At 36.9% G+C, this 26619-nt stretch carries 27 protein-coding genes; 18 read left to right on the top strand and 9 right to left on the bottom strand.

Annotated elements, in window-relative coordinates:
* Window positions 1-83 precede the first annotated feature (83 nt).
* The 9 genes from MHH59_RS26275 (at window position 84) to MHH59_RS26235 (ending at window position 9930) form a co-directional block, all read left to right on the top strand.
* A complete protein-coding gene (locus tag MHH59_RS26275) occupies window positions 84-1457 on the top strand; it encodes a UDP-glucose dehydrogenase family protein (RefSeq protein ID WP_340852776.1) in 1374 nt (457 codons plus the stop codon).
* Complete coding sequence (locus MHH59_RS26270) at window positions 1435-2460, top strand: GDP-mannose 4,6-dehydratase (protein ID WP_340852775.1); 1026 nt, start codon at window positions 1435-1437, stop codon at window positions 2458-2460. The genes MHH59_RS26275 and MHH59_RS26270 overlap by 23 nt, the downstream gene beginning before the upstream one ends.
* 171 nt (window positions 2461-2631) lie before the next feature.
* Window positions 2632-3540 (top strand): polyisoprenyl-teichoic acid--peptidoglycan teichoic acid transferase TagU, encoded by a 909-nt coding sequence (gene tagU / locus MHH59_RS26265; protein WP_215560814.1) that lies wholly within the window; start codon window positions 2632-2634, stop codon window positions 3538-3540.
* A 99-nt stretch (window positions 3541-3639) separates the two neighbouring features.
* Window positions 3640-4470 (top strand): SGNH/GDSL hydrolase family protein, encoded by an 831-nt coding sequence (locus tag MHH59_RS26260; protein WP_340852773.1) that lies wholly within the window; start codon window positions 3640-3642, stop codon window positions 4468-4470.
* 112 nt (window positions 4471-4582) lie between these two features.
* On the top strand, window positions 4583-5254 hold the full coding sequence (locus tag MHH59_RS26255) for a response regulator transcription factor (RefSeq protein ID WP_113936218.1): 672 nt from the start codon (window positions 4583-4585) through the stop codon (window positions 5252-5254).
* Between the two features lie 11 nt (window positions 5255-5265).
* Window positions 5266-6696 carry a HAMP domain-containing sensor histidine kinase gene (locus tag MHH59_RS26250; protein WP_113936318.1) on the top strand — a complete coding sequence of 477 codons (1431 nt, stop codon included), beginning with the start codon at window positions 5266-5268 and terminating at the stop codon, window positions 6694-6696.
* A gap of 66 nt (window positions 6697-6762) precedes the next feature.
* Window positions 6763-7545 carry a DUF3919 family protein gene (locus MHH59_RS26245; protein ID WP_016102280.1) on the top strand — a complete coding sequence of 261 codons (783 nt, stop codon included), beginning with the start codon at window positions 6763-6765 and terminating at the stop codon, window positions 7543-7545.
* Window positions 7542-8576 (top strand): ABC transporter substrate-binding protein, encoded by a 1035-nt coding sequence (locus MHH59_RS26240; protein WP_113936219.1) that lies wholly within the window; start codon window positions 7542-7544, stop codon window positions 8574-8576. The genes MHH59_RS26245 and MHH59_RS26240 overlap by 4 nt, the downstream gene beginning before the upstream one ends.
* Before the next feature lie 19 nt (window positions 8577-8595).
* Complete coding sequence (locus MHH59_RS26235) at window positions 8596-9930, top strand: MFS transporter (protein WP_002034819.1); 1335 nt, start codon at window positions 8596-8598, stop codon at window positions 9928-9930.
* A gap of 143 nt (window positions 9931-10073) precedes the next feature.
* Here the strand turns inward: MHH59_RS26235 and MHH59_RS26230 are convergent, their stop codons facing one another.
* Window positions 10074-10586: a DUF3278 domain-containing protein gene (locus MHH59_RS26230; protein WP_340852768.1), complete on the bottom strand. Its 513-nt coding sequence runs from the start codon at window positions 10584-10586 to the stop codon at window positions 10074-10076.
* On the bottom strand, window positions 10587-10778 hold the full coding sequence (locus tag MHH59_RS26225; protein WP_002089683.1) for a helix-turn-helix transcriptional regulator: 192 nt from the start codon (window positions 10776-10778) through the stop codon (window positions 10587-10589).
* A gap of 437 nt (window positions 10779-11215) precedes the next feature.
* Here MHH59_RS26225 and MHH59_RS26220 point away from each other — a divergent pair, with 437 nt between their 5' ends.
* From MHH59_RS26220 to MHH59_RS26200, 5 genes are all read left to right on the top strand, one after another.
* Window positions 11216-12400: an efflux RND transporter periplasmic adaptor subunit gene (locus MHH59_RS26220; protein ID WP_098167550.1), complete on the top strand. Its 1185-nt coding sequence runs from the start codon at window positions 11216-11218 to the stop codon at window positions 12398-12400.
* A complete protein-coding gene (locus MHH59_RS26215) occupies window positions 12397-13077 on the top strand; it encodes an ABC transporter ATP-binding protein (RefSeq protein WP_002130002.1) in 681 nt (226 codons plus the stop codon). Before MHH59_RS26220 ends, MHH59_RS26215 begins: the two co-directional genes overlap by 4 nt.
* Window positions 13074-14273, top strand: a complete 1200-nt coding sequence (locus MHH59_RS26210; protein WP_033731086.1) for an ABC transporter permease — start codon at window positions 13074-13076, stop codon at window positions 14271-14273. Before MHH59_RS26215 ends, MHH59_RS26210 begins: the two co-directional genes overlap by 4 nt.
* Window positions 14274-14397: 124 nt before the next feature.
* On the top strand, window positions 14398-15078 hold the full coding sequence (locus MHH59_RS26205) for a Yip1 family protein (RefSeq protein ID WP_003192860.1): 681 nt from the start codon (window positions 14398-14400) through the stop codon (window positions 15076-15078).
* 217 nt (window positions 15079-15295) lie between these two features.
* On the top strand, window positions 15296-15766 hold the full coding sequence (locus MHH59_RS26200) for a sigma-70 family RNA polymerase sigma factor (RefSeq protein ID WP_002034807.1): 471 nt from the start codon (window positions 15296-15298) through the stop codon (window positions 15764-15766).
* Between the two features lie 54 nt (window positions 15767-15820).
* Here MHH59_RS26200 and MHH59_RS26195 read toward each other — a convergent pair whose 3' ends face one another.
* Window positions 15821-16327: a competence protein ComK gene (locus MHH59_RS26195; RefSeq protein ID WP_340852765.1), complete on the bottom strand. Its 507-nt coding sequence runs from the start codon at window positions 16325-16327 to the stop codon at window positions 15821-15823.
* Between the two features lie 194 nt (window positions 16328-16521).
* Between MHH59_RS26195 and MHH59_RS26190 the strand changes: the two genes are divergently transcribed.
* Complete coding sequence (locus tag MHH59_RS26190; RefSeq protein WP_002034805.1) at window positions 16522-16920, top strand: DUF4359 domain-containing protein; 399 nt, start codon at window positions 16522-16524, stop codon at window positions 16918-16920.
* A 20-nt stretch (window positions 16921-16940) separates the two neighbouring features.
* Here MHH59_RS26190 and MHH59_RS26185 read toward each other — a convergent pair whose 3' ends face one another.
* Window positions 16941-17156, bottom strand: coding sequence for a DUF2922 domain-containing protein (locus MHH59_RS26185; RefSeq protein ID WP_002089673.1), 216 nt, complete (start codon window positions 17154-17156; stop codon window positions 16941-16943).
* A gap of 21 nt (window positions 17157-17177) precedes the next feature.
* On the bottom strand, window positions 17178-17402 hold the full coding sequence (locus tag MHH59_RS26180; RefSeq protein ID WP_340852763.1) for a DUF1659 domain-containing protein: 225 nt from the start codon (window positions 17400-17402) through the stop codon (window positions 17178-17180).
* Window positions 17403-17513: 111 nt separating this feature from the next.
* Between MHH59_RS26180 and MHH59_RS26175 the strand changes: the two genes are divergently transcribed.
* Complete coding sequence (locus tag MHH59_RS26175; RefSeq protein ID WP_002068432.1) at window positions 17514-17999, top strand: VanZ family protein; 486 nt, start codon at window positions 17514-17516, stop codon at window positions 17997-17999.
* A 99-nt stretch (window positions 18000-18098) separates the two neighbouring features.
* Here the strand turns inward: MHH59_RS26175 and MHH59_RS26170 are convergent, their stop codons facing one another.
* The 4 genes from MHH59_RS26170 to MHH59_RS26155 all read right to left on the bottom strand — a co-directional run bounded on the left by MHH59_RS26170 (window position 18099) and on the right by MHH59_RS26155 (window position 23863).
* Entirely contained in the window at window positions 18099-20855 is a 2757-nt protein-coding gene (locus tag MHH59_RS26170) for a DEAD/DEAH box helicase (protein WP_340852761.1), read from the bottom strand.
* Window positions 20839-22458, bottom strand: a complete 1620-nt coding sequence (locus tag MHH59_RS26165) for an SWIM zinc finger family protein (RefSeq protein ID WP_340852760.1) — start codon at window positions 22456-22458, stop codon at window positions 20839-20841. Before MHH59_RS26165 ends, MHH59_RS26170 begins: the two co-directional genes overlap by 17 nt.
* A 138-nt stretch (window positions 22459-22596) precedes the next feature.
* Window positions 22597-22899, bottom strand: a complete 303-nt coding sequence (locus MHH59_RS26160; RefSeq protein WP_340852757.1) for a DUF3910 family protein — start codon at window positions 22897-22899, stop codon at window positions 22597-22599.
* An 85-nt stretch (window positions 22900-22984) separates the two neighbouring features.
* Window positions 22985-23863 (bottom strand): cell wall-binding protein EntA, encoded by an 879-nt coding sequence (locus MHH59_RS26155; protein WP_002129985.1) that lies wholly within the window; start codon window positions 23861-23863, stop codon window positions 22985-22987.
* Between the two features lie 677 nt (window positions 23864-24540).
* Here MHH59_RS26155 and opuD point away from each other — a divergent pair.
* Together opuD and MHH59_RS26145 are read left to right on the top strand one after the other, a co-directional pair.
* Window positions 24541-26055: a glycine betaine transporter OpuD gene (gene opuD / locus MHH59_RS26150; RefSeq protein ID WP_002129983.1), complete on the top strand. Its 1515-nt coding sequence runs from the start codon at window positions 24541-24543 to the stop codon at window positions 26053-26055.
* A gap of 306 nt (window positions 26056-26361) precedes the next feature.
* Window positions 26362-26496 (top strand): hypothetical protein, encoded by a 135-nt coding sequence (locus MHH59_RS26145; protein ID WP_340852754.1) that lies wholly within the window; start codon window positions 26362-26364, stop codon window positions 26494-26496.
* Window positions 26497-26619: the final 123 nt, after the last annotated feature.

Here is a 26619-nt window from a genome sequence, read left to right as displayed (position 1 = left end):
GTTTTATCAAATGGACAAGAATAGTTTTTATTATCTATAGTTAAGCGATGGTAAGATAGAAAATCGAAGAGGAAGGTTTATCCATGTATAAAATAGCAGTAGCAGGAACAGGATATGTCGGCCTAGTAGCTGGTGTATGTTTTGCCGAAGTGGGGCATCAAGTAACTTGCGTTGATATTGATGAAAAAAAAGTAAAGTTAATGGAATCTGGTGTTTCTCCAATCTATGAAGCGGATCTAGAAGAGCTAATGCAGAAAAATTACACTGCAGGAAGAATTAATTATACAACAGATTATAAATCAGCATACAAAGATGCAGACGCAATTTTTATTGGTGTAGGGACTCCAGAACAAGCCGATGGTTCTGCAAACCTTTCATATATTGCAACTGTTGCGAAGCAAATTGCTGAAAGTGTAGAAAAAGATTGTCTTGTTGTTGTGAAATCAACAGTTCCAATTGGAACAAATGATAAAGTTGAGCAGTTTATTCAGGACTTTTTAGTAAATGATGTGAAAGTAGAAGTAGCATCAAATCCAGAGTTTTTAGCGCAAGGTTCTGCTGTTCATGATACGTTATATGCAGAAAGAGTTGTCATTGGTACAGAAAGTAAATGGGCTGAAGAAGTGTTAATGAATCTTTATAAGCCATTTCATTTACCTATCGTTTCAGTGAATAGACGATCAGCTGAAATGATTAAGTATGCTTCTAATGATTTTCTTGCCCTTAAAATCTCTTACATGAATGATATTGCAAATCTATGTGAGTTGGTCGGAGCAGATATTCAAGATGTTGCAAAGGGCATGAGCTTTGATGAGCGTATCGGAAGTAAATTTTTAAATGCAGGTATTGGTTTTGGGGGATCATGCTTCCCTAAAGATACAAAGGCATTAGAATATTTAGCGAGACAAAATGGTTATGAATTAAGAACAGTAAAGGCTACAATTGATGTAAATAAAGATCAAAAGACTTTATTATATAAAAAAGCTAGCCAAAGATTAATTACTTTTAATGGGCTTAAAGTGGCAGTATTAGGATTGACATTTAAACCTGGTACGGACGATTTAAGAGAAGCTGCATCCCTAGAAAATATTCCTCTATTGTTAGAGCAAGGTGCAGATATTTATGCATTTGATCCAGTAGGTGTAAACAACTTTGCTAAAGTGTACCCAGAGGGTAAAAATAAAAATGGCAATATTACATATGTTGCTAATGTCGAACAAGCTTTAAAAGGTGCAAACGTCTGCTTTATTTTCACAGAATGGGGAGAAGTGAAAGAATTAACTCCAGAAAATTATAGGAAGTTAATGAGAACGCCCCTTGTATATGATGGAAGAAATATTTATGATATTTCAGCGATGCAAGAAGCTGGGATAGAGTATCATTCTATCGGAAGAAAATTTACAAGTAGAGAACGTATGAGGGAGTCGGATAATATTGAATTACAAGCCTCTAGATAATAGTAAAGTATACCTTGTTACTGGAGCAGCAGGTTTTGTTGGATATTTCTTATCTAAAAAATTATTAGAACAAGGTTGCCAAGTAATAGGTATCGATAATATAAATGACTATTATGATGTGAATCTTAAATATGCTCGTTTGGAGCAACTGAAACCGTATGAGAAATTTACTTTTATTAAAGGTGATATTTCTGATAAGGATATGATTACTAAGCTTTTTGAAGAGTACAAGCCAAATATTGTAGTGAATTTGGCTGCACAAGCTGGTGTGAGATATTCAATTGAAAATCCAGATGTATACATTCAAAGTAATATCATTGGTTTCTATAATATTCTTGAAGCGTGTAGACATTACCCAGTAGACCATCTTGTATATGCATCATCTAGTTCTGTTTATGGAGCAAATAAAAAGGTTCCTTTTGAGGAAACTGATTTTGTGGATAATCCGGTATCACTTTATGCATCTACTAAGAAATCAAATGAACTAATGGCTCATACGTATAGCCATTTGTACAAAATTCCTGCTACGGGACTTCGCTTCTTTACAGTGTATGGTCCTATGGGGCGTCCAGATATGGCTTATTTTGGCTTTACTGATAAATATTTTGCTGGTGAGTCAATCAAAATATTTAATAATGGTGATTTTGATAACGACCTATATCGTGATTTTACTTATATAGATGATATTGTTGAAGGGATTCAACGTCTTTTGAGTAATCCGCCTGAAGGTGATGTTGAACATAAGGTATTTAATATTGGAAATAATAATCCCGAAAAATTGATGGTGTTTATCGAAACATTAGAGAAAGTACTAGGTAAAGCTTTAGGAAGAGAAGTTGCGTTTGAAAAGGTATTTGAGCCTATCAAACCAGGAGATGTACCGGCTACTTATGCATCAACTGATTTATTGCAAAGGGCTGTAGAATTTAAACCTGAAACTTCTATAGAAAAAGGCTTACAGGAATTCGCTAATTGGTATGTAAAGTACTATAAAGTAAAATAATATTAGTTATGCTTTTGGGAAAGAAAAAGCTATCAAAGGTTTAGGTTAATTAAGCTAGAATATGCTTTGATATACTGGTTATAGAATATCATTCCTAGTATAATAGACTAAATTGATATTTTTATTATCTGGAGATTTATTCAGAATGATTGAAAGAAGAGGTCTATAATAATGAAAAAGAAAATTCTATTTTGGATATTAGGAATCATAGGAGTGCTAATTATAGGTGGAGGAGTCTACGCTTATAATATATATTCTTCTGTTTCAAAAACATTAGATGAAGTTCATAAACCATTAAAACGTGATCAAGATAATAAACAAGAAGAAAAAATCAGTAAATCTGAACCAGTTTCAATTCTATTACTAGGAGCCGATGAACGCGGTGATGATAAAGGACGTTCAGATTCTTTAATGGTCATCACGTTAAACCCTAAAAATAACTCGATGAAGACAGTAAGTATCCCTCGTGATACATATACAGAAATCGTTGGAAAAGGGAAAAGTGATAAAATCAACCATGCTTATGCATTTGGTGGCGTAGACATGTCTGTCGCAACTGTAGAAAAGTTCTTAAATGTTCCTATTAACTATTATATTGAAGTGAATATGGAAGGATTTAAAGATATTGTTGATGCAGTCGGTGGAGTAGATGTAAATAATGATTTAGAGTTTACACAAAATGGTCATCACTTTGCTAAAGGAAATGTTCATTTAACAGGTGACCAAGCTCTAGCATTCACACGTATGCGTAAAGAAGACCCTCGCGGCGATTTCGGTCGTCAAATGCGTCAACGTCAAGTGATGCAGGCTGTTATTAAGAAAGGCGCAAGCTTCTCTTCTTTATCAAGTTATGGTGATGTACTTACAGCGATTCAAAAGAACGTGAAGACAAACTTAACGCAAGATCAAATGTTTGATATGCAAAAGAATTATAAAAATTGTTTGCAGAACAGTGAGGATATCCAAATCCCAGGTGACGGTCACAAAGCCGCTGATGGTATTTGGTACTATTATGTTCCAGATGCAGCAAAACAAGATTTAACGAACAAGTTAAAAGCACATCTTGAATTGACTAAGTAATATGTATTGGACCCAACTCTCTTGGAAGGAGTTGGGTTTATTTTTGCGTAGATTTATATTAGTATTATATATTGTGAGATTAATAGATGAGGTGAATCGATGAATAAGAAAGCAGTAGTTGTCCTATTTATTTTTGTATTGTTTATTGCTTCGGTTGTGAGCGGTAAACTATATTGGAATAAGAAGATTGCGAATGCAACAGGGCAAACGAGTGAAGTAACGAAAACAAAGGCTGAAGTGAAAGATAGCGGAGCGAAGAAGGAAGAGAAAAAAGAAGAGAAAAAACAAGATGCAAAGTCATCTTTTAATGAAGCATACGCGAAGAACTTACCTGATGCAGTGAAAGAGAAGTTAAAGAAAGCTGCTCAGGATAAGAAGGCAGTAAATCTTGTTATCGTTGGTGATGAAGCTTCTTCATCTGAAAAAGATGCTTGGGTAGCTAAGTTCACTGCTAATTTAGAGGCTTCTTACGGTAAAGGTTTATGGAATGTGACGGTAAAGGAATATAAGGGTGAAAGTACAGAGGAATTAATTGCAAATAAACGCGATAAAGAGATTGCGAAAGACAATCCGGATGTAATTTTATTTGAACCACCATTTATTACCGACAACGGAAAAACTGGTAATGGAAATTCTGTAGCGAGTACACAGAAGTTTGTGCAAGCACTTTCTACTAGTGCAAAAGGCGCTACAATTATGATTCAACCATCAAACCCAGTGTATGGTGCGAAGAATTATCCGAAAGCGATTGAAGCTTTAAAACAATTTGCGACGCAAAATGGTTATACATATGTTGATCATTGGGGAGCTTGGCCTGATGCAACAACGAAAGCGATTTTACCGTACTTACAAACAGAGTTCGGTTTCCCAAGTGCTAAGGGACATGAAGTTTGGGCACAATATGTAACGGATTATTTTGTGGCTAAATAATAAATGAGAGAGGGTATCGTCGACAAAATATGTTCGACAATACCCTCTCTTTTTTTGTCTTATTTTTGCTATACTAAACTGTACTATAATACAGGATGGAAGGAGGAGAATGATGAAAATACTTGTAGTAGATGATGAATCGAGTATTCGTAATTTGATTCGGATGCAGTTAGAGATGGAAGGGTATGAAGTGTTGACGGCGGCTGATGGGAGAGAAGCTTTAGAGAGATGGAATGAGCAGCCGGATGTACTTATTTTAGATGTGATGCTTCCTGATACGGATGGGTATGAGTTGTTACGCTTATTCAGAGAGAAGGAGCGTGATATTCCGGTGCTTATGTTGACAGCGAAGAGTCAGATGAATGATAAGTTACTTGGTCTTCAGCTTGGAGCTGATGATTATGTGACGAAGCCTTTTAATTATGCGGAGCTTATTCTTCGGGTGAAGAATATGGCGCGGCGCGTGACGAAGAAGGAGGTTCCTTTAAATCATGAGGTGATTGTGGCTGGTGATTTACTTATTTGTCCAAAGGAACGAAAGCTTCATGTGAGTGGGCAGGAGGTTCAGTTAACGTACCGAGAGTTTAATTTATGTCAGTTGTTTGTTTCGAATCCGCAGCGTGTGTTCATGAGGGATGAGCTATTAGAGAAGGTATGGGGGTTTGAGTATATCGGAAATACGAGAGCGGTTGATATTATGGTGCAAAGGCTTCGAAAGAAACTCGGCACGAGCGGGGAGTATATTAAGACAATTTATGGTGTGGGGTATAAGCTTGATTGCTAAAAGGTGATGATATGTCTTTAAAACGAAATATGGTGTTTGGAATAGTTGGGTTGTTGATTCCAATTCTTGTTCTTTTGTATGCGGTTGTTTATATTGCACTGGAGAAGAATGTGTATCATAATGCGGCAGATTCCTTAGAAAAGTTAAGTGTGGAAGCGCAAATTTATACGATGAATTATTTAGAGAAGGAAGCAGAAGTAGAGACGCTAGGGCCTAATTCGCTTTTAATTGCTTCGTATTTAGCGAAGCGAATGGATGTCCGGGTGCAGATGATTGGGAAGAATGGAGATGTTGTTGCAGATACACAAAAAGGAGCGTTACTTCATCGGAATATTGACATCGAGAGTTCTTTGAAGGGAAAGAAATCGTATGTTTTCGAGGAGGGAGACCCAGCTCCAATTCTTTTGTTTTCAAGTCCGGTTTATTATGGAAACGATGTCATTGGAAGTATTCGTTTTATAAATGAGTTAACGGATGAGAAGGAAGTTTTAACAAATGTGAGTTGGACGTTTTTAATGACTTCTCTTTGTTTAGTAGCTGCTGGTATTTTCTTTGCGATTCGTTTGGCGAAGTCTCTGCATAAACCAATTGATCAGTTAAGGCAAATGGCATATCGGCTTGCGAATGGAGATTATGAAAGTAAGATTGAGCTGAATGAGTATGTGGAAATTGCGCAGCTTTCAGCGTCCTTTAATGCGATGGCTGATGGGATTGAGCTGCATATTAAGCAGCTGAAGGAAGAGAAAGAGAAACAGAAAGATTTCTTGGACCGCATTACGCATGAGCTGAAAACACCGCTAACAGCAATTATCGGTTATGTAGATTTAATTCCGAAGTTACAATCGAAGGAAGATGTGCAGGAGAGCCTCCGTTATGTGTCTGTGGAAAGTGAGCGTCTATTATCACTTGTAGAGGAATTACTTAAGTCTTCAAAGTACGGGAAGAGTACGTTTGAAGTGTCACCTACAGTCGCGAATATTAAAGAATTGGCAGAAGAAGCGGTTTCGATTGTGAAACTTAGGTTGCAGCAGTTTGAAATTGAAGTTATGAATGAGTTAACAGAAGTACACGTCGTTGCGGATTTTGATAAGACGAAGCAAATTTTCTTGAATGTGCTTGATAATGCGATTAAATATAGTGATGCTACGCAAGTTCGTATGAATGTAATTATAAATGAGCAGGAAGCGAAAGTTTTTGTTCATGATGATGGTATTGGTATGGATGAAGGTGTGCTTGCAGAATGGAATGAGTCTCCGGAAGGTAAGGTGCTTCCTTCAAGTTACGGGAATGGCTATGGCTTATACATTTGTCAGGAGATTATGAAGAAGCAAGGCGGAAGTATGCGAATTGAGAGTAGTGAAGAAATGGGAACTACAATATGCATTACATTTTTACTTCCGAGACGGATGGAAGACATAAAAAACTTGAAAGCGGTTAAATGATACATTTATGAAACAATTATGCGGTATTTTCGAAACAACGTTTTTTTATCTTGGAGGTAGGCAGAAATGAAAAGGCTATCATTTCAAATTCTTATGTTTGTCTTTTGTATGATCGTTTCTCTTATTTTGTTTTATGTTATTGAGAAGCAAATATATAATCGAATCACAATTGTGGATGACAAACAAGCCGTTTTACAAAGAGTGAATGAATCTCTTCCTACTGAAGTGAAAGTAAGGCATGAGAAGTGGGGAGAAATTGTTGTAACGGATGAAGTTCGTTTGCATACGATTGTTTCATTCTTTGACCGAATTCGAATAGAACCGAGAGAAGCGAGGAATCAAGAACAAGTATTTACTGGAGAAGTAACGTACTTGAATGGACATAAACGTACTTTTGCAGTAGGTGACTTGTTCCAGTACGAGACTAATGTATACGGAAAGAATGGCACGGATCCGATGATCTCAGCATTTCAAACATATTTGTTAAGTCTGTATTATACACCAGAGCGCATTAGTAATTTCTTTGCGGAGGCAAAGGAAGTTGTAGTGAGGCAAGGGGATGTAATACGTACTATAGATCTTACACACATATTTGATTCTATTCGATACGCAAGGCAAATTACAGATTACGGAGAAATTCAGAAATTATTACAATCACAGAATGAGCCGATTGCTTATATTACTGCCTATAAAACAGGCAAACGTGTAAAGAATGAGCGGGAGGATATTCTAACTATTTCTGTGTATCCATCGTACTTTGTTGTGCAATATCTCGGTGATAATAACGGGAATGTCATGTATATGAAGGGCTCCCTAGCAGAATTCCTTGTAAAGGAGAGTGTGTCATGAGAAAGATAGCCTTTTTCTTCTTTTTGCTAGTAATCGGAGGAGCGATGTCTAGTTGCTCTCGAGATACAACCTCTATTAAATATAATAAAAGTGGTCTCCCTATTTTGGATGATCGTCATCTCGTTGCGTATGTAGCGGCCCGCGAGGAAGTTGGTGAAGCTTTGCTTTCGTCATTTTGTAAACAACGCGGGTGTACATATGAATTTATTCGTCTATCGACAGAAGAACTTCTTCGGAGAGTAGAAGAGGAAGCTGGAAATCCGAAGGCGGATATTATTATTGGCGGTACAGTAGATGCGCATCAAATGATGAAGCAAAAGAACCTTTCTATTCCTGTTACGACCCAGCATGCGAATCGTATTTCAAAGACTGTTAAAGATAAAGATGGTTATTGGTACGGTTATGAAGTGGAGAAACTGGCAATCGCGATTAATAAAGAGCGGTGGAATGAAGAAATAGCGCCGCTCGGTCTTCCATATCCATCAAGGTGGCAAGATTTATTAGATCCGGTATATACGGATAAGATTGCAATGCCTGATCCAAATGTTTCCGGCACAGCATATACTTTGTTTCAATCACTTATTGATACTTTAGGTGAAAGAGAAGCGAAAGAGTATGTTAAGAATCTTGCAAGGCAAGTTGGTGAAGTAACGGTGAATGGTTATATGCCTGCAGAACTGGTTGCGAGCGGTGAATATATGATAGGCATCAATTTTGCGGGAGATCAGAGAATGCTTCAAAAACAAGGCTTTCCTATTTTAAGTAACGAACCTGAGCAAACAGGATTATCTGTTAATGCGATTTCGAAACTGAAGCGTGCACCGAGTGGTTTTATTGCGGACTTATTTATTGATTATTGTTTATCAGAAGAAGCGGGGCACATTTTAGAAAAAGTTTCGTTTGGCGTACCAACGATGTTTGCGAAGAATCAGAAAGAGATAGAAGGTCAGCCGGTTAGAAGGACGAACAAAAATATATCAAATAGTGGAATAATCGAGATATGGAATAGACAGCGTCTCTCTCAGCAGTGAGAAAAGGAGACGAAAGAATATGTTTAAATGGCTTAAGCCAGCACCTGCAATTGAGAGATTGCCGGCGGATATGATTGACAGGGTATACAAATTATTACGTATTCGTGTGCTAATGGGAATTTCAGTTGGGTATGCTGCTTATTATTTAGTTCGTAGTAACTTTAATTTATCTACTACGTATTTAGTAGACGAGTACGGATTTAGCACTACACAAATCGGGTTATTAGGTGCAGTAATGGCTGTTGTTTATGGACTTAGTAAATTCTTTATGGGGAATTTATCGGATAAGGCTTTTGCTCAACGATTTATTGCAGTAGGTTTATTTTTATCTGGGCTTGTTAATATTTGTTTCGGTTTTGCATCTTCCTTTGGGATGATTTTAACATTACTTGTTCTAAACGGTATTGTACAAGGTATGGGAGCACCACCGTGTAGTATTGTTATGACGAAATGGTTTTCAAAGAAAGAACGTGGTACGAAAACAGGTCTTTGGAATATTTCACATAACGTGGGTGGATTACTTGTTCCGCCATTCATTGGAATTGGTGTAGGTATTTTTGGTGAAAGTCATTGGCAAGGTGGCGTATTTATTTTCCCAGCGATTATCGTTATGGTAATTGCAGTTCTAGTATGGATTAATGCGAAGGATACACCAGAATCTGAAGGTCTTCCGCCAATTGATGAGTATCGTAATGACTATGAAGATCTTGAAAAAGCAGATAATGCTAACAAGATGTCACCAAAAGAAATTTTAATGAAATATGTAGTGACAAATAAGTTCGTTTGGTATTTATGTATTGCCAATGCATTTGTTTACTTAATTCGCTTCGGTGTTATTAACTGGGTACCAATTTACTTAACAACAGTTAAAGGTTTTACAAAAACAGAAGCGCATGCAGCGTATTCAATATTTGAGGCAGCAGCGATTCCAAGTTCTTTAATTGTCGGCTTTTTAAGTGATAAATTATTCAAAGGGAAACGTATGCCATTATGTGTTATTAGTATGGCTGGGGTTGTTGTTGGTACGGTTGTATATTGGCAAGCAACTAGCATACTTGTTGTGAGTATTGCAGTTTCTGTTATCGGTTGCTTAATTTACGTACCACAGTTTTTAATTGGTTTAAGTGCAATGGAATTAGTACCGAAATTTGCAGTAGGTACAACAGTTGGTATGTGTGGTCTGTTTGGTTATGTTGGAGGAAGCTTCGTAGCAAACGCAGCAATTGGTATTATTGTTGATCGTTCTGGCTGGGATGGTTGTTTCATGTTACTGTTAGCAGGCGGTGTTTTATCAACAATTTTCTTACTGATTGTTCAAATGGGACATGAGAGAAAAGGTCCTAAAGTGGCGTAATAGTTTATTCGGGAAAGCGATCCAATCATTATTTTGGATCGCTTTTTTTATAATCGAAAGGACGACCATATGTAAAATTAAAGTTTTATGTGTAAATCGCTTATATATTAAATAGTACTTTCAGTTACTGAGGGGCTAGTTACTTAATATAATTTTTTTAGATTTAATAAACCGACTATATACATGGATAGACCAAAAAATCCGCCACCACAGCAGTAAAGCACAACATTAAATAAAGAAACCGAGATTTCTTCTGAGCCTAAATAGGGAAGGATATAATTCATAAAAACAAACATTTGGAAGCCCCAAAGTACACCTGCTTTTAAGCCAGCTTTTCTTAATGTTTTTTTATGTTGTAAATACTCTTCTTCTGTTGCACACTCAGTATCATTTAGGCCCTTTTTTTTCAATTTAAAGATTAAATAATTAGCATAAATCATATTAATAAGAAAAATAAATATAGTACCTATAGATATTGTATGGTTCATAGTATCGACGAGTAGCATAACAAGCATTACCAACATATTTAACCACCATAAACCAATTCCAGCTATAGCTAATTCTTTATTGATTTCTTGTTTTTGATACTCATCTCTTTCACTAATTGTTCCAATAAAATTATTATATACTTTTTCTTTCCATTCAATTTTCATCATTTAATCTCCCTCCCAAAATAGGCTGTTTAAATCTGTTTTTAACGCTTTTGCTAATTCGATACATAAAGCTAAAGAAGGATTATATTTATTGTTTTCAATTAAGTTTATTGTCTGTCTAGCCACATTAACTTTTTTAGCTAATTCTAACTGAGACAGGCCTTCAGATTTCCGATAGTTTTTAACGTTATTCAAATATAAACCTCCTATTAATATTTGTAGGCTTCGTGTACTGAAGTGTCATATATATATGACACTTTACACTTGGATAAATAAAATGTCAAATATATATGACAAAAATGAGGGCGATGCAATTGGGGGATTTAGTTTAATAATTCAAATTAGTAGGAAGTTCTTTAGTAAAGGAGGGAGCATGAAATTGATGTTGTGTAAGATGAAAATGTATCATCTAAATACAAAAAAACTAATTTAAATTGGATTTTTCTTTTCCTTAAAACTATCTTAAAAGATAGAATGTCATATTTCTAATCATTGGTATTTTTGTTACAATATAAATGATTGTGTAAAACTTTGTAAAATGAGTGTAACAATGTAAGTGGGGATAAAATTTTCCGAAAGTTTTATACAATTAAATATCTATTAAACTATTAAGATATAAAAGGAGAGAGAATATGTTACCAAATACGGTTCGTACTCCAAACAAGAAGAAGAAATGGATTATCATCGGAGTTATTGCACTAATTGTTATTGTAGCAGCAGTTAATATTTTTGTTATGCAAGGTAAGAAGAAAGGTACGGCGAAGACAGATGCTGTAAGTTTTGAGAAAGTGACAGAGCGTAAGCTTAATAATACGAAGTTAATTTCTGGTCAGGTGAAGCCAGGGAATATTGAAAGTTTTTATGCGGATCCGACTAAAGGAAAAGTGAAAGATATTGCGGTGAAAGAAGGACAAGAGGTAGAAAAGGGAACGAAATTATTCTCTTATGATAATGAAGAAATTAATCTTCAAATGAAGCAAGCTGATCTTGATCAGAAGATGGCGGATATGCGTTACGATCAAGGGAAAAAGAAGATTGATTCATTGAAGAAAGAAATTAAGAAGGTAAAAGATAGTGGGGCTGGGAAAGAAGTAACAGACCCGATGGAAGAGCAAGTAAGCGAGTTAGAAATGGCTCAGAAAACAACTGACCTTGAGAAAGAAAAAGGGAAGTTACAAAAAGAAGAGTTAAGTAAAAAACAGAAAGAACTTACGATTTATAGTAATTTTACTGGTGTTGTACAGAAGTTAGATAAGGATGCAGCGCAAAGTTCATCTCAGGCATTAGGTGGTCAAGGGAAAGCATTTTTACAAGTTGCTTCTAAAGACCCGTTCCAGGTTCAAGGGACTTTAACAGAGCTTCAAAAGTCACAAATTCAAAAAGATCAAACGTTCACTGTAACTGCGAAAGCAAATAATAAGAAGAAGTGGACAGGTAAGATTACGGAAGTAAGTGAATTCCCAACGAGTGCAGAGATGGCTCAAGCTGCTGGTGAGGGAACTCAAAATATGTCTCAATATACATATAAAGCGAGTCTTGATAGCCAAGATGGTTTATCTCCAGGTTATCACGTTTCTCTGCAAGTAAATTTAGAGAATAAGACGATGATTGCTGTTCCAAGTAAGAGCATTGTAGAAAAAGGCGAAGATGCATTTGTTTATATTGAAGAGAAAGGAAAGCTTCGTAAACAAAATGTGAAAAAAGGTTCTACTGATGGAGACTGGACAGAGATTGTTGAAGGCGCAACAGTGGGGCAAAAGGTGGTTAAAAATCCTTCCGACGACGTGTATGACGGAATGGAAGTGAAAGAGAAATGATTACGTTAAATAATATTGCTAAAACATATTATCAAGGAAAATTGGCAGTGCCGATTTTACATGGTATTAGTTTAACAATTCAAAGCGGTGAGTTCGTTTCTATTATGGGACCGTCTGGTTCTGGTAAATCAACGCTTATGAATATTATCGGTTGTTTAGATCGTCCAACAGAAGGTGAATATATGTTGAATGATGTGAATATCTTAACAGCAGACGAGTCAAAACTAGCTTTAATTCGTAATGAATATATCGGCTTTGTGTTCCAGCACTTTAATTTGCTGCCGCGTCTTTCCGCAGTGGAAAACGTTGAACTTCCGCTCATCTACGGTGGGGTGAAGAAAGCAGAGCGTCGTCAGAGAGCCCTTGAAGCGCTTGGGAAAGTTGGATTATCAGATAGAGTCCATCATTTACCTAGTGAGTTATCAGGTGGACAGAAGCAACGTGTAGCGATTGCGAGATCGATTGCAAATAATCCAACGTTTATTATGGCCGATGAGCCGACAGGTGCACTTGATACGAAGTCTGGTGCACAAGTTATGGATATTTTCACGAAGCTAAATGCAGAAGGTACGACGATTGTTATGGTTACGCATGAAGAAGAGGTAGCAGCGTATTCTTCCCGTCGCATTGTACTGCGAGATGGGAAAGTTACAGAAGATAGAAGGTGTGCAGTATGAGTTTACTAGATAGTATGAAAATTGCCTTATCGTCTATTTTAGCTCATAAACTACGCTCAGCTTTGACGATGCTAGGGATTATTATCGGTGTAGGCTCTATTATTACCGTCGTTGCGATTGGGCAAGGCGGGGAAGCTGCACTGAAATCCCAATTTGTTGGATCAGGTAATCAAACGGTACCGATTCATTATAGTGCCGATATGAATGATCCTTTTGGTATGGCGATGGTAGAAGCACCGAAGATAACTGAAGAAGATATTTTTGAAATTAAAAAAATTCCAGATATCGCACATGTTGTAACAACAAATTCAAGTATGGAACCAATTGATATTGAAGATAAAATAGAAATGGTGAGTATTACTGGATTAGACAGTGAGTATTTTTCAGTAAATAAAGTAAAGTTGTTAAAGGGACGTTCTTTACAAGAATCAGATGTGGATCAAGGTAATAATGTTGTCATGATTAGTAAACAAATGGAAGATAAGGTGTTTAAGGATGCTAATCCAGTCGGTAAAATTATTGAAATGAAGGGGCAACCGATGCAAATTATCGGTGTCTACAAATCAGATAACGAATTTATGGGAATGGGACCATCAGAAGCACTAGTTCCAATTTCATTATGGCCGACACTGTATGGAAAAGATGAAATTCAAAATATTTCTGTTCAAGCAAAAAATGTAGATAATTTAGAAAAAGCAGGTAAAAAAGCTGCAGATGTCTTAAATAGTCGTAAACCGAGTGATGCAACTGGTAAATACGAGGTTATGAATTTAAAAGAACTTCAAGAAGGTATTTCAAAAATGACTAATATTATGACGATGATCATCGGCGGTATCGCTGGTATTTCATTAGTCGTTGGTGGTATCGGTGTAATGAACATCATGCTCGTATCTGTAACAGAGCGTACACGTGAAATTGGGGTGCGTAAGGCACTTGGAGCAACACGTAGTAAAATTTTATTACAGTTTTTAATTGAAGCAGTTATGTTAACACTTCTAGGTGGTTTAATCGGAATTGGTCTTGGATATGGCGGGGCATATATTGTTTCCACATTTGCGAAATGGCCACCACTCGTTTCTTGGGAAGTTGTCGTTGGCGGCGTACTATTCTCTATGACACTTGGTATTATTTTCGGATTAATTCCAGCAAACAAAGCTGCGAAATTAGATCCAATTGAAGCACTTCGTTATGAGTAAATTATTAGTGTAGTAGAGAAGTTCTCTACTACAAGTTACCGTTCTAATGGGCGGTTCGTAGCCTCTACATGAGGATGTGAACCGCCCGTTAGAACGGGTTATATAAATAGAGGGAGGCGTTATAATGGAAGCGAATATTAATACGCAAGATGTAGGTTCGAAAAAGCCATCATTATTTGGAATGATTACATCTCCAGGTGTGCAATTTGAGAGAATGAAAACGAAAAGTCCGGTTTGGGGGGCATTTTTCCTGTTTGCTATACTTGGGACAATCACGGCAGCGGTAGTGGCTTATTTAGCGTTAGTTAATACTCCGGAGTTGGCAAAAGAGCTTAAGGGCGATTCAGCAGGTATGGTTAAAGGGTTTACTCTTGGAGGGGGAGCGATTTTTGGTTTCCTTGGAACAATTGTTGGTTTGTTTATTGTAGCTGGATTTTATAAGGTTATTATGATGTTCATGAGTAATGATACACCGTATATGAAGATATTATCTATTTACTTATATGCAAATATTGTTTATTATCTTGGTGGTATTCTAAATGCAGTGCTAGGTTTTATTCTTGGTGGAACTGGTACTGATAAATATACAAGTTTAGCGCCTTTATTTGATCAGGGCACGATTGCTTATGGTATTGGTTCTGCGTTTGAAGTGTTTAACATTTGGAGCTTGATCTTAACTGGTTTAGGCTTGCATATCGTTGCCGGTTTAAGTAAAAAACAGGCAATAATTTTAATTTCTATATTCTTTATCCTTACAATTGGATTTAGTATGTTAGGCGGTATGTTCTCTGGCTTTGGTAAGTAATATGTTATTTTGAAAAGATGGCTCATCCTAGAGCCATCTTTTTTATTTTTACCCCTATTTCAAATACCCCTATTAGAATTTCAAATACTGCTTAGTGTAATTTCAAATTCTGGCAGCAGTATTTGAAATTACCCACAATGAAATTTCCTTTCTCATTTTATATTGTAGAGGTACCGCGGAATACTTAAGAGGTATACCTTTTAGAAACGGGCACTGTGTGAAGCCAGCGACTTTTGCAGATACGGTTGTTTTGTATGAAGGTATGATTGTAAATCAAATAAAGAGGTTAAATATTTACCAAGATTATGAAGAGTATTATCAATGTGGTTTAATTGGTCTTTGGCATGCTTATGAAAGGTATGAGGAGGAGAAAGGGAGTTTTCCTGCTTATGCTGTCGTAACAGTACGTGGTTATATATTGGGAAGATTGGAGAAAGAATGTGTAGTGCAAGAGAGGTATGTATGCACCGATGAGTATGAGGAACGATTTGAGTGTGAAGATGTGGGAACGAGAGCGAAGGACTTTATGAGTGTGTTAGATGAGAAGGAGAAGCACATCATTTCAGAGCGATTTTTTACAGGGAAAAATATGGGGGAGATAGCTTCTGAAATGGGGATGACGTACTATCAAGTGAGATGGGTATATCGACAAGCGCTTGAGAAAATGAGGGATAGTGTAAGGGGATAAGAATAATAAATAGAATGGAAGGCAAGAGAAATATTACCTTCCATTCTATTTATTTTAAGGCAGTAAATGTGGCAAGAGGGTTTTTGAGTGTAGTGAATCTTTTATGTTCATTCGGGATAATACATGTCCAGCTTTCAAAAATTGTTGCTGTAACTTATGAGAACCTATTTGTATTGTTATGGTAGTTCCGTTAAAAAAATGAATGTTAGCTTTGTTAGTTTTTTTGGAAAACTCTATCTCATCTATATGGTTATAGAACAACCAAATGCAGCTTGGAGAAGAAGGAGATTCTGTTGGGAAAACGCAAATATATTCTTTGTGATTAATCGGAATTGGAACATTTTGTTTGAGCTTAAAGTTTATTTGGACTGCATGACGTCTACCTTGATAAGTAGAATGAACATGTGTTAGACAAGATTTCTTTATGAGTTGGATAGCTGTTTGGCAAGAGTACAGAGGGTTTCCGCTACTGTCGATAATTTTTGTCCGGTAATAAGGGTATTTGCAAGGTTCGAGCATCATTGTAGAACTAGAAATAAAAATATTATTTTCATTATCCATGATTCTAAAATCCTCCCTTATAAAAATTGTCATTCCGAATATAATTATATGCGAATTATGTAAAGTTATTATTAATCTTTTGTTTCGTATTGTAAATTTTTACGGTTCGTTTACAATCAATAGATGATAGTCTTTCTAATTTGCATCGCTTGTACATATATATGAAAATAGAAAAGAGTAGGCGGTGATATAGCATGAAGAAAAAGTATATTATTATGGCTCTAGCTGTTGTTCTCTTAGTTTATTTAGCAAACAGTAATCCGGGTAAGGGAGAATATACGGATTGGGCAGCAAAACAATTTATGAAGCGTAATGATGTGAGTAAGAAGCTAGAAGAGGTTGAGAAAGAAAACAAAGAGGGTATACTTGGCGACTTAGCATCGGCGGGAAAAAAATTGGCAAATAAGTATGTTGAACCACAAGTTGGATTATTAATTGAGCATTATACAAAGCGAAATGATTATATTTTCTTCTCAACATATACGACAGAGTTTGATTTAGGCGGAGAGAATTATAAGTATGTTTGTGTTGGTTTTTCAAACATCTTTATCCCAATTGAAATGCCGAAGAAAAAAGACGAATCTGCAAAATAATGCAGATTCGTCTTTTTGATTTACGGAGTGATCTGAACTTCAGATACGTTTTTTTCTATGAGGCGAGCCCCTTTTTTACGAGTATTTTCACTAATTGATGAAAATACAGATGAAGCAAGAATGGTATCCATTACTTGATTTACGACTAGTTCATTTACTGGTGTAATGGGATTATCGATAGACAAGACAACTGTTTTTCCATCTTCTTTCACGAAAACTAACTCTAGTACTTGCATGTTTTATTCCCTCCTTTTTAATTATAGATTAGAAAGATCTGACGTGCTTACAAGTTGTACAGCGTGAAGTGATGATTGTTGTAGTGAAGCAAGAGCACGTGCTACTTCATGTACTTTTCCTAAATCTGCATTTGTTTTCACACGTTTGAATTGTTTGTTCTTAAAAACTGTTTTACCGTTTTTGTCTAATCCTCCGTTTAATACAAGGTGTAAAGTTAAATCCATTACGATTGTTTCAACTGCCATGTTTATCACCCCCTTTCACTTTATAAATAGGGTGTAAATGTCATGTTTTGGCGTGAAATTTTTTCTTTTTTTTGGTACTCTTAAAAGACTAAGAGAGGGGTTTTCGGGAGAATGAATCGTAAATGGTTATTTTGGATTCCTGTATTACTATGGATGGGGATTATTTTCTATTCTTCAGCACAGCCATATAAAAAACAGGATATGCGCTCGGATATTGAGCAATATATAAATGTTGAGTTTGTGAAAGAGCATTTTTCATGGGTATCTATCGATTATGGGGGAGGTACACCTGTTAGTATCGCAAATAAAGGTGTAGGTGGATTTGTTGAGTTTTTCCTTCGTAAAGGTGCTCATTTTATGGTGTTCTTTATGCTCGGTTCATTGACGTATTATGCTTTTCATCGATCGGGTTATTCGAGAAAAAGGTGCTTTGCATACGCCCTCCTTTTCGTTGCGGGGTATGCAACATTTGATGAAATTCATCAATGGTTTACAGGAGACCGTACACCGATGTGGCAAGATTCATTGCTTGATACGTGCGGCGGGTTAACAGGAATTATAATAAGCAATTGGTTTTGGCATAGAAAAAGGAGCTAATCTCAGTTAGAGATTTGCTCCTTTTTCATTTATCCCGCTATTTGTGGGAATAGAAACATCCATCTTATCCCGCATTAACTGCCCGTAAAAGCCTTCACTTTATACGCCAAGTAATTCTTTTAGTTCGTCGGTTGATAGTTCGGTCATCCAACTATCGCTTGTAATGACGGCGTTGTTTAATGATTGTTTTCGTTCTAACATTTCATCAATCTTCTCTTCAAGTGTTCCCGTTGTAATAAGCTTATGAACGTGAACGAAGCGTTTTTGACCGATGCGATAAGCACGGTCTGTTGCTTGGTTTTCTACAGCTGGGTTCCACCAACGGTCATAGTGAATGACATGGTTGGCGGCGGTTAAGTTTAATCCTGTTCCGCCGGCCTTTAACGATAAGATGAAGATGTCATACGTTCCGTTTTGGAACTGCTCAATCATCTTGTCACGCTCTTTCTTCGGTACGCTCCCGTTTAAGAAGAGGACGCGCTGACCGAATGTTTCTTCTAACATACTTTTTAGCATGTTCCCCATGCCAATGTACTGAGTGAAGATTAAGCAACTTTCATTTTGGTCTTTTATATTTTCGATGAGCTCCATTACCGTTTTTGTTTTCATAGAGCGCTCGACGATATTTTGTGGTTCTTCTTCTTTCAAATAAAGGGCTGGGTGATTACAAATCTGTTTTAGCTTGTTCAGCATAAGTAATATAAATCCGCGTCTTTCAATTCCACTTAATCCTTCTACATTTTGTAATGTATCTTGAACAAGTTGTTCATATAAGGAAGCTTGTTCGCCAGTTAGTGGACAATAAGCTTTCTGTTCTTGTTTATCTGGCAAGTTTAATGCGACCGTTTGATCTTTCTTCGTACGACGCAGTAAAAATGGCGAGATAAACCGCTGAACTTGCTGGATTTTTCCTTCATCGCGGTCCTTTTCAATCGGTGTGACGAAGCGGCGCTGGAATTGTCCTAAGCTTCCGAGATACCCATGATTGATAAAGTCGAAAATAGACCAAAGCTCAGCAAGTCGGTTTTCCATCGGTGTACCGGTCAAAGCAATTTTGTGATTTGCTTGTAGGTTTCTTACTGCTTTCGACTGTTTCGTATGTGGGTTTTTTATATTTTGTGCTTCGTCTAAAATAACAGCGTCCCAGCATAACGTACTAAGTTCTTCTTCATCAAGCTGAGCTAATGCATAAGAAGTTAATATAACATCTGCTGATTGAAGGAAATCTTTAAATGACTCATCCTTAGATCGGTTACTTCCATAGTGTAACTGAACACGTAAGCTTGGTGCGAAACGCTCAAATTCTTTTTGCCAATTTCCAAGGACTGATGTTGGTGCCACAATTAATGCAGGACCTGTTTGGAGATTGTTTTCTTTAGCGTATAGTAAGTAAGTTATCGTTTGAATACTTTTTCCGAGTCCCATATCATCGGCTAATAATGCTCCAAATCCAAGCTTTCGTAAGTATATCAACCACTCAACACCGTGTTGTTGATACGGGCGGAGTGTTGCTTGTAGCGAAGATGGTACATCTACGTTTGGAATATCTCCAATGTGCAGAAGTTTTTGGAAAAGCTCTTCGTAATATCCATCTAGTTCGATTTCAATATCGGTAAACGGACTATCGTCTTCTACAATTTCTGTTTCTGCCGTATTAGATAAATGTTGCTGCAACACATCTTTCATTTCAAGTCCATATTTATCGGCACGGTGCATTAGTTTTTTTACTTCTTCAATAAAGGCAGGATCAAGTCTCATCCATTGACCATTTAAATTGAAAAGACGTTTGTTTTGTTCAACGAGTTCGAAAAATTCGCTTTCTGATAAATCAATTCCGTCTGTTGAAATGCGCCAGTCGAAATTAACGAGCGTATTCATGCCGAAGAAAGACTGTGTTTGTGCTGTACTTTGCTTCAGCTGTACACGCAACCTCGGTTTTGTTGCTTTTAAATTTTGCCACCATGATGGTAGTAAAATTGTAATACTTGCTGCCAGTAATTCATTACTTGCTTCGGTTAAGAAGTTCCAAGCTTCCGTTTCAAAGAGTTCTTCTCGGAACTTGTCGTCTTCTTTTAGCCACGGTACGAGCTTACTAAATCCTTCTTGTGTTTCAAGGATCCGTTCTTCGTAATCGTGCCATCGTTTTGGTAAGGAATCGATACTTTCATATACATATATGCGATGTGCACCACGTTTTGGTGTAACGATTGTTTCAAGCTTCCACATTTCAAGTTCTTCTTGCGGTTCTTGTAGTCTTAAGCCGACTGTAAATGGAAGGTCATCTTCAATGTAACCAATTTTTCGAAGCCAATCCTCTTCATGTAGTGCTGCTTCCAATTGCCTTTTCGTAAAGTCGTAATGTTCGTATAGTCTCTTTGCATCTTCCCATCCGTCATTTGAGCGAGCATCTTGCAAAATACTTTCGTTCACAGCGGCAGAGAAAAGAGATGCTAACATGTCATCTTCAATTGAATTATTCTGAACTTTCCAAGATGGCTGCTGAGACCAACGCTTTATGTCAGGTGCGAAGCTGCCGCTGACGAAAGCGTCCCATAATTCACTTGCGTCCTTTGTAAGCGCCGTAATAGGACCGTTCATTTGCATATTTGCAAATGAATTCATCGGTTTATTTGCGATGTATTCAAATGCCTGTGCATTCGTTAACATAACGCCTTGTTTTCCCTCATACGTTGCTTCTTTTAAAAACGTTCCGTAGAAAGAAGTAGAGTGCCATGCGAATGCATTTTTTTTCCAAGTTGCTACGGATAAGAGCGTACCGCTATCATCTTCTCCCCAAAGGAACCAACCTTGACTAACGTGCTGGAGCCTAATTGTTACTTCAGTTTGTATGATCATCGATTAATTTTCCTCTCCGTAATTCCTCTTGTAGTGCACGCAGACGTGAATGTAAGTTAGCGATATGAATAATGAAAGCATCCCATTCATCAGTTCGCTTCAGTCGTTTATAAAGCATACGTAATTTCTTTAAGTAACGAACGGCACGTTTATATGATTTGCGATTTCGCTCTTCAATTGCTTCAATTGCGGCATGGTGATAAAGAGGAAGTGCTGCTTCGGGCGCTTCTTTTTCAATATCTTTCAATGGTTCTTTCAAAAGTTCGATTACTTCGAATCCATATAAGAGCTGAAGTTCTGTCCATGCATGGTATTGTTTCTTCGCAAGTACATATTGTTCATAATTTGTGAAACTATACGGTAATAGTTCTTGTAAAATCATTTCTAATCCCGCTTGTTCATTCGTATGCGTTGCATATGTCTCATACATCATCACAAATAATCGAACGATATCTTGTATGAAGACGGTATTTTCTTGTTCCGTTATCGTTTCTTTTACTTGTTTATAAGTAAAGGAAAGCCAATCTTTAGCGCGGTCCCACTCCATCGTACTTAATAACTCTTCTAACCAATAGAAGTAAAGGCTCACAACAGAAGAAGGCTGTTTTTCCAGTAATTCCATTGCCGATACATCTTCACCGTTTAAAAAGAGCAGGTGAGAAGATGCTAATGCTTTGGAAAGTGGATTGATTTTAGTATCGATTCGTTTTTTTTCTTCTTGTAGTTGCTCTTCTGTTCTTAACAGTTCACCCCATACGTGACGATAAATGAAGAATCGCTCTTGTGTATAGGCATCGGTAGAGAAGAATGATTCATGTATGAGCCGCGCTGTTTCTGCTAAAATCGGTTTGGATTCTTCTGGAATCGCCTCTGTTTTTAGGTCCCTAACGGTAGATTCAACTTTATCAACGAATAGGCGAACGACGTTAACTGGTTGGTGATAAGAATATAGTTTGTTTGCTTCAAATTCTTGAATTTCTTCTAATAATTTTTTAAAGCAATAAAGTGCCGCGTGCAACTTAAATAATTCATGAATAGCAACGATGCGCGGAGCTTTCCGTTCTAATTTTGTATAGAAGTCTGTAAAAAGACTCATAAGAAAATACATTTGTTTATAAGTGAGCCGCGCTTGTTCTTTTTTAAATGATTCATATTCATTTTCAAAGTATGTTTGCCAACTTTTATAATCCATTTCTTCAAAAGCTGATGATTGCAATACTTGTCGTGCAGTTCGAATAGGAGGAAGAGAAGGTTTTGTATTATTTTTGAATAAAGTTAATACATCTCCTACTTGCCCAAAACTAGAAGCTGCAGATAGTAACACAGCAAGCATATGCTGACATTGCGTTGGTGCGAAGCAATCGCAATAGCTTTCAGTGACATTACGAATCGGGATGTGAACGCTATATACACTGCCTTCAGCATTTACAGTTCCGGATAGCGTATAGCCATCAAAGTCAACGTTATAGACAACACCACTACGATATAGTTGCCGAGCTGTAGCGACATGCTCCTGATCAGCAACTTGCTGTGGATCAAGCCCTTGAACGAACTCATTCGCAATCATCATAATTTCATCTTTCGTAATTGAGTCTTGCAGCATAATATTCCTCCGTACACAGATTTCTTTCCTTTACCATTATAAACAAAAAATGCTCAAAACAGAAAAAATGAAATTTGGATTACAAAAAAGGATGTTGCCTAGTTGAAATTTCCTACTAGGTAGCATCCTTTTTGGGAATTAAGAGCGTGATTCTTGTAATACCGCTCTTACATATGGATCATGTAATATTTGTTTTATAATTGGTAATATGTTTTGCTCGAATGGAATATCAATAGGGAATGGCTTTTGAGAGCCTGGTTTTATTCCGTATTGTACGAGTTTGTAATGTGTATTTTCTTCAGACTTGAGCACAATTAATTTATAGCGATTGTCATCGTTTGTTAGTGAGAAGTCAATTGCGATTGCATCATATGTTATATCATCTTTATATATGTACGGTTTTGGTGTACCGACCCAGTCTACCTTAGCTTGTAAATTCATGGACGTCACCTCCTTATATGTATTATATAAAAAATAAAAGCCAGCTCTCAATAAAGAGAACCGGCTGTAATTTAGCAGTCATTGGTTATTTTAAAATTTTCACTTTAACAGTTTTGCGTCCCCATTTTTGAGCAGCGCTATCTGATCCAAGTAGGATGTCGATACGGTTACCTTTAATTGCACCGCCAGTATCTCCAGCGATAGCTTCTCCGTAACCTTCTACCCATACTTTAGATCCTAATGGGATTACTTTCGGGTCAACAGCGATCATTTTCATGTTTGGGTTCGCTGTTAAGTCATGACCCATTGCAGTTAATACACGGCCGCCGTATGTGCCACCGTTTTCACTTGGGTGAGCTGTATATGCCGTAGCTACAACTGTTAACTCACGACCACCAGAAGGTGTGCTAGTCTCAGCAGCTTTCACAGCAGGCTTAGCAGCTGGTTTTGCTTGTGCTGCAGGTGCTTGAGCTTTAGCTGGTGCTACAGTTTTAGCAGGAGCAGGTTGTTCTTGTTTCTCGATAACAGGTGCTGTACCTGTTAAGAAAGGAACGTGAACATAAGCTGTTTTCCCGTTATATTCAAATTGTAACCACTCATTTTGTACTTGGTTCGTTGTTTCGATCATATCGTCTTTCTTAAGCGTTCCAAGAATTTCTGAGTTTGTGTTCGCTTCAGCACGTACATTTAATACGTTAGCTGTTACATAGTAAGAGTTCTTTGTAAACTCTGCACTTACGAATGCGTCTTTACCATCTAATTTGATTTGTGACCATCCGTTTTCTGTATTTAGAACATCTAATTTATGACCATTCTGTAATTTACCGACAACTTTTGATTCAGTAGTAGGGTTTTCTCGTACGTTTAGTACGTCTGTTTTTACAACAGTTTCTGCATTAGCAGATGCGGTGAAAATCCCAAGACCAAAAACTGCTGCTGTTGCTATTCCAATTAATTTTTTCATGATAGCCTCCATTGCGTTTGTTTTCGTGTCCTCATTATAGCAACAGATTTTTTCGGATTTTGGGAAAACACACAATTACAAACCATTCGTAATAAGTCGTTAACACTTTGTAATATAGCTAGAATGAGAGGAAAGCGTTTTTCATTCCATATAATTAGTAGGTTTCTAGTTATATTCAAAATATTTAATACAACATATTTTTTTCGGTGTAAATAAAAATATTACAGAGGTATTACATAATGATTACTATACAGTTACATTCCTTGAGTATTTTACCGTTTTATGGGTAATATAGTTATATAAACATAAACATCTCGTTTGTGAAGTTATAAACACGCGCTATATACTAGCAAAAAACCGCATAATTGTTACAAGAAGAAAGGGTTGTAAAGAATAAATCTGCCCTTTTTTAAAACTGTAACACATCCTTTTTTGGGAAAATCTCTTCCCATCCGCATTTTTCTCACACAATTTGACAGTAGTATTCCAATCTTGTAGCTCTTGCAGAGTGGAAAGGTTGTACGGAAGGTAAGGCTGTCCATAAGAACTCTAATTGGTGAAGGCAAACTTGAGAGAGCCGAAAGAAAATCACCACAAAAAACTATGGTTTTCTATCCGATTTAACATATCGGAATTTATGATTTTCACAAGAAATGAAACATACGAAGGGGGATTTGATGAGGAAACTGACGAAAACATTTATTGTCTCATTAACATTATGTATTGCATTTACACTTTGGGGGATTATTCCCGAATCTATTATTGGAAAAGGTAGCTTAGGAAATGTAACGACTGTAATTCAAGCTGCGTTAGTTAGTAAGTTTGGATGGTTCTATATTATTTCCGTTTCTATTTTCTTAGGAATTGCTATTTTCTTAATCGTTTCTAAGTACGGTTCGATTCGTTTAGGTAAAGATGATGATGAACCTGATTATAGTTATATGACATGGTTTGCTATGTTATTTAGTGCCGGTATGGGAATCGGTTTGGTTTTCTGGGGTGTCGCAGAACCGATGAACCATTTATACACACCTCCGTTTGGAGAGAGTGCGACTGAAGAGAGTGCACGCCTTGCACTTCGTTTCTCATTTTTCCATTGGGGATTACATCCGTGGGGATTATATGCACTTGTAGCATTATGTATTGCGTATTTTACATTTAGAAAAGGAAGAGCAAGTACAATTAGTGCGGCGGTCGGTCCGCTATTTAAAGGCGGTGAACATGGCCGTATTGCCCATATGTTTGATGTTCTAGCTGTATTTGCGACAGTATTTGGTGTGGCGACATCATTAGGACTTGGGGCAAAGCAAATTGCGGGTGGTGTTAGTTATTTAACATCTATTCCAAACTCATTACCGACACAGCTAGTAATCATCGGAATTGTAACTGTTCTTTATATGCTATCTGCGCAAACGGGACTCGATAAAGGAATTAAATATTTAAGTAATGCGAATATTATTTTAGCGTTTGCACTTATGATAATTGTATTATTTGCAGGTCCAACAAACTTTATTATGAATTATTTCACTTCAACAATCGGTTCATACATTCAAGAATTGCCAAGTATGAGTTTCCGTTTAAGTCCATTAAATGAAGGCGGAAATCAATGGATTCAGTCATGGACAATTTTCTACTGGGCATGGTGGATTGCATGGTCACCATTCGTAGGTACGTTTATTGCTCGTGTGTCACGCGGGCGTACAATTCGTGAATTTGTTGTTGGTGTGTTACTCGTACCAACAGTAATTGGTGCGCTTTGGTTCTCTGTTTTCGGAGGAACAGGTATTCACATGGAGCTATTTGATGGTGCAAATATATATGGACAAATTAAAGAAATGGGCACAGAAGTAGGATTGTTTGCTATGTTAGACCAAATGGGTAGTATAGGACCGGCTTTATGTGTGTTAGCTATTTTACTTATTTCAACATTCTTTATTACATCGGCAGACTCTGCTACGTTTGTTCTAGCGATGTTAACGACACATGGTAGCTTAAACCCACCAAATCGTATTAAAATGGTTTGGGGTATTGTTCTAGCGGCGTTAGCTTCGATCTTATTGTATGTCGGAGGATTAGAGGCGCTGCAAACTGCGTCGATTATTGCGGCCTTCCCGTTCGTATTTGTTATTTTCTTTATGATTGCAGCACTATTTAAAGAGTTGCAAAAAGAAGGACGTATGAAACAACATTAATAATAGAAGAAAAAAATTCTGTATATATAAATAGTATTAGGACTGTCGAATGTCGGCAGTCCTTTTTCACTGTTCTATACTATTGTAGGAAAAGCATTACTTTGTTACGGAATACTATAGATATCGGTAATTTAAAAAGAAAAATCGATATAGTTCGACAATATCTGATATTTTACACGTTATATTCATATTTTTGACAAAAATATGTCGGAAATGTGTTGTCACTTTTATGTATATGTGCTATATTATTTCCTGTAAGCGATTTCAAATAGTTTTAAAGCGCATTCAAGGGGGACAACTAGAATAATGAAACGTTACGAAAGAAAGTGGAAGCATATTTGTTTGAAACGTGCGGCACATCGAAATGTCCAAGAAAGCACGGAACCAAAGACTGAAACTCGTAAAGAGCATAAAGAGAAGCAATTGGTTCTACAAAAATAGCAATCACTTTTTCGTATATAAATGAAGGTCGATCGTTCGTTGGGGGATGGACGTGAAATAACTTTCAGCTAAGGGGTATTGTCTGATATATAGTATTACGGTAAAAAATAAGCACAGAGCATA

It is taken from the genome of Bacillus sp. FSL E2-0195, from assembly GCF_038003645.1.
GTDB classification, from domain to species: domain Bacteria; phylum Bacillota; class Bacilli; order Bacillales; family Bacillaceae_G; genus Bacillus_A; species Bacillus_A mycoides.
Note: the sequence above shows the minus strand (reverse complement) of the source record. Positions and strands in the feature narration are given on the sequence as shown.

Bases quoted from the DNA above. Each gene is read 5' to 3' on its own strand.
- MHH59_RS26275 (WP_340852776.1), top strand. From the start codon at position 84: ATGTATAAAATAGCAGTAGCAGGAACAGGATATGTCGGCCTAGTAGCT.
- tagU (WP_215560814.1), top strand. From the start codon at position 2,632: ATGAAAAAGAAAATTCTATTTTGGATATTAGGAATCATAGGAGTGCTA.
- MHH59_RS26260 (WP_340852773.1), top strand. From the start codon at position 3,640: ATGAATAAGAAAGCAGTAGTTGTCCTATTTATTTTTGTATTGTTTATT.
- MHH59_RS26255 (WP_113936218.1), top strand. From the start codon at position 4,583: ATGAAAATACTTGTAGTAGATGATGAATCGAGTATTCGTAATTTGATT.
- MHH59_RS26250 (WP_113936318.1), top strand. From the start codon at position 5,266: ATGTCTTTAAAACGAAATATGGTGTTTGGAATAGTTGGGTTGTTGATT.
- MHH59_RS26245 (WP_016102280.1), top strand. From the start codon at position 6,763: ATGAAAAGGCTATCATTTCAAATTCTTATGTTTGTCTTTTGTATGATC.
- MHH59_RS26240 (WP_113936219.1), top strand. From the start codon at position 7,542: ATGAGAAAGATAGCCTTTTTCTTCTTTTTGCTAGTAATCGGAGGAGCG.
- MHH59_RS26235 (WP_002034819.1), top strand. From the start codon at position 8,596: ATGTTTAAATGGCTTAAGCCAGCACCTGCAATTGAGAGATTGCCGGCG.
- MHH59_RS26230 (WP_340852768.1), bottom strand. From the start codon at position 10,586: ATGATGAAAATTGAATGGAAAGAAAAAGTATATAATAATTTTATTGGA.
- MHH59_RS26220 (WP_098167550.1), top strand. From the start codon at position 11,216: ATGTTACCAAATACGGTTCGTACTCCAAACAAGAAGAAGAAATGGATT.
- MHH59_RS26215 (WP_002130002.1), top strand. From the start codon at position 12,397: ATGATTACGTTAAATAATATTGCTAAAACATATTATCAAGGAAAATTG.
- MHH59_RS26210 (WP_033731086.1), top strand. From the start codon at position 13,074: ATGAGTTTACTAGATAGTATGAAAATTGCCTTATCGTCTATTTTAGCT.
- MHH59_RS26205 (WP_003192860.1), top strand. From the start codon at position 14,398: ATGGAAGCGAATATTAATACGCAAGATGTAGGTTCGAAAAAGCCATCA.
- MHH59_RS26195 (WP_340852765.1), bottom strand. From the start codon at position 16,327: ATGGATAATGAAAATAATATTTTTATTTCTAGTTCTACAATGATGCTC.
- MHH59_RS26190 (WP_002034805.1), top strand. From the start codon at position 16,522: ATGAAGAAAAAGTATATTATTATGGCTCTAGCTGTTGTTCTCTTAGTT.
- MHH59_RS26185 (WP_002089673.1), bottom strand. From the start codon at position 17,156: ATGCAAGTACTAGAGTTAGTTTTCGTGAAAGAAGATGGAAAAACAGTT.
- MHH59_RS26180 (WP_340852763.1), bottom strand. From the start codon at position 17,402: ATGGCAGTTGAAACAATCGTAATGGATTTAACTTTACACCTTGTATTA.
- MHH59_RS26175 (WP_002068432.1), top strand. From the start codon at position 17,514: ATGAATCGTAAATGGTTATTTTGGATTCCTGTATTACTATGGATGGGG.
- MHH59_RS26170 (WP_340852761.1), bottom strand. From the start codon at position 20,855: ATGATCATACAAACTGAAGTAACAATTAGGCTCCAGCACGTTAGTCAA.
- MHH59_RS26165 (WP_340852760.1), bottom strand. From the start codon at position 22,458: ATGCTGCAAGACTCAATTACGAAAGATGAAATTATGATGATTGCGAAT.
- MHH59_RS26160 (WP_340852757.1), bottom strand. From the start codon at position 22,899: ATGAATTTACAAGCTAAGGTAGACTGGGTCGGTACACCAAAACCGTAC.
- MHH59_RS26155 (WP_002129985.1), bottom strand. From the start codon at position 23,863: ATGAAAAAATTAATTGGAATAGCAACAGCAGCAGTTTTTGGTCTTGGG.
- opuD (WP_002129983.1), top strand. From the start codon at position 24,541: ATGAGGAAACTGACGAAAACATTTATTGTCTCATTAACATTATGTATT.
- MHH59_RS26145 (WP_340852754.1), top strand. From the start codon at position 26,362: ATGAAACGTTACGAAAGAAAGTGGAAGCATATTTGTTTGAAACGTGCG.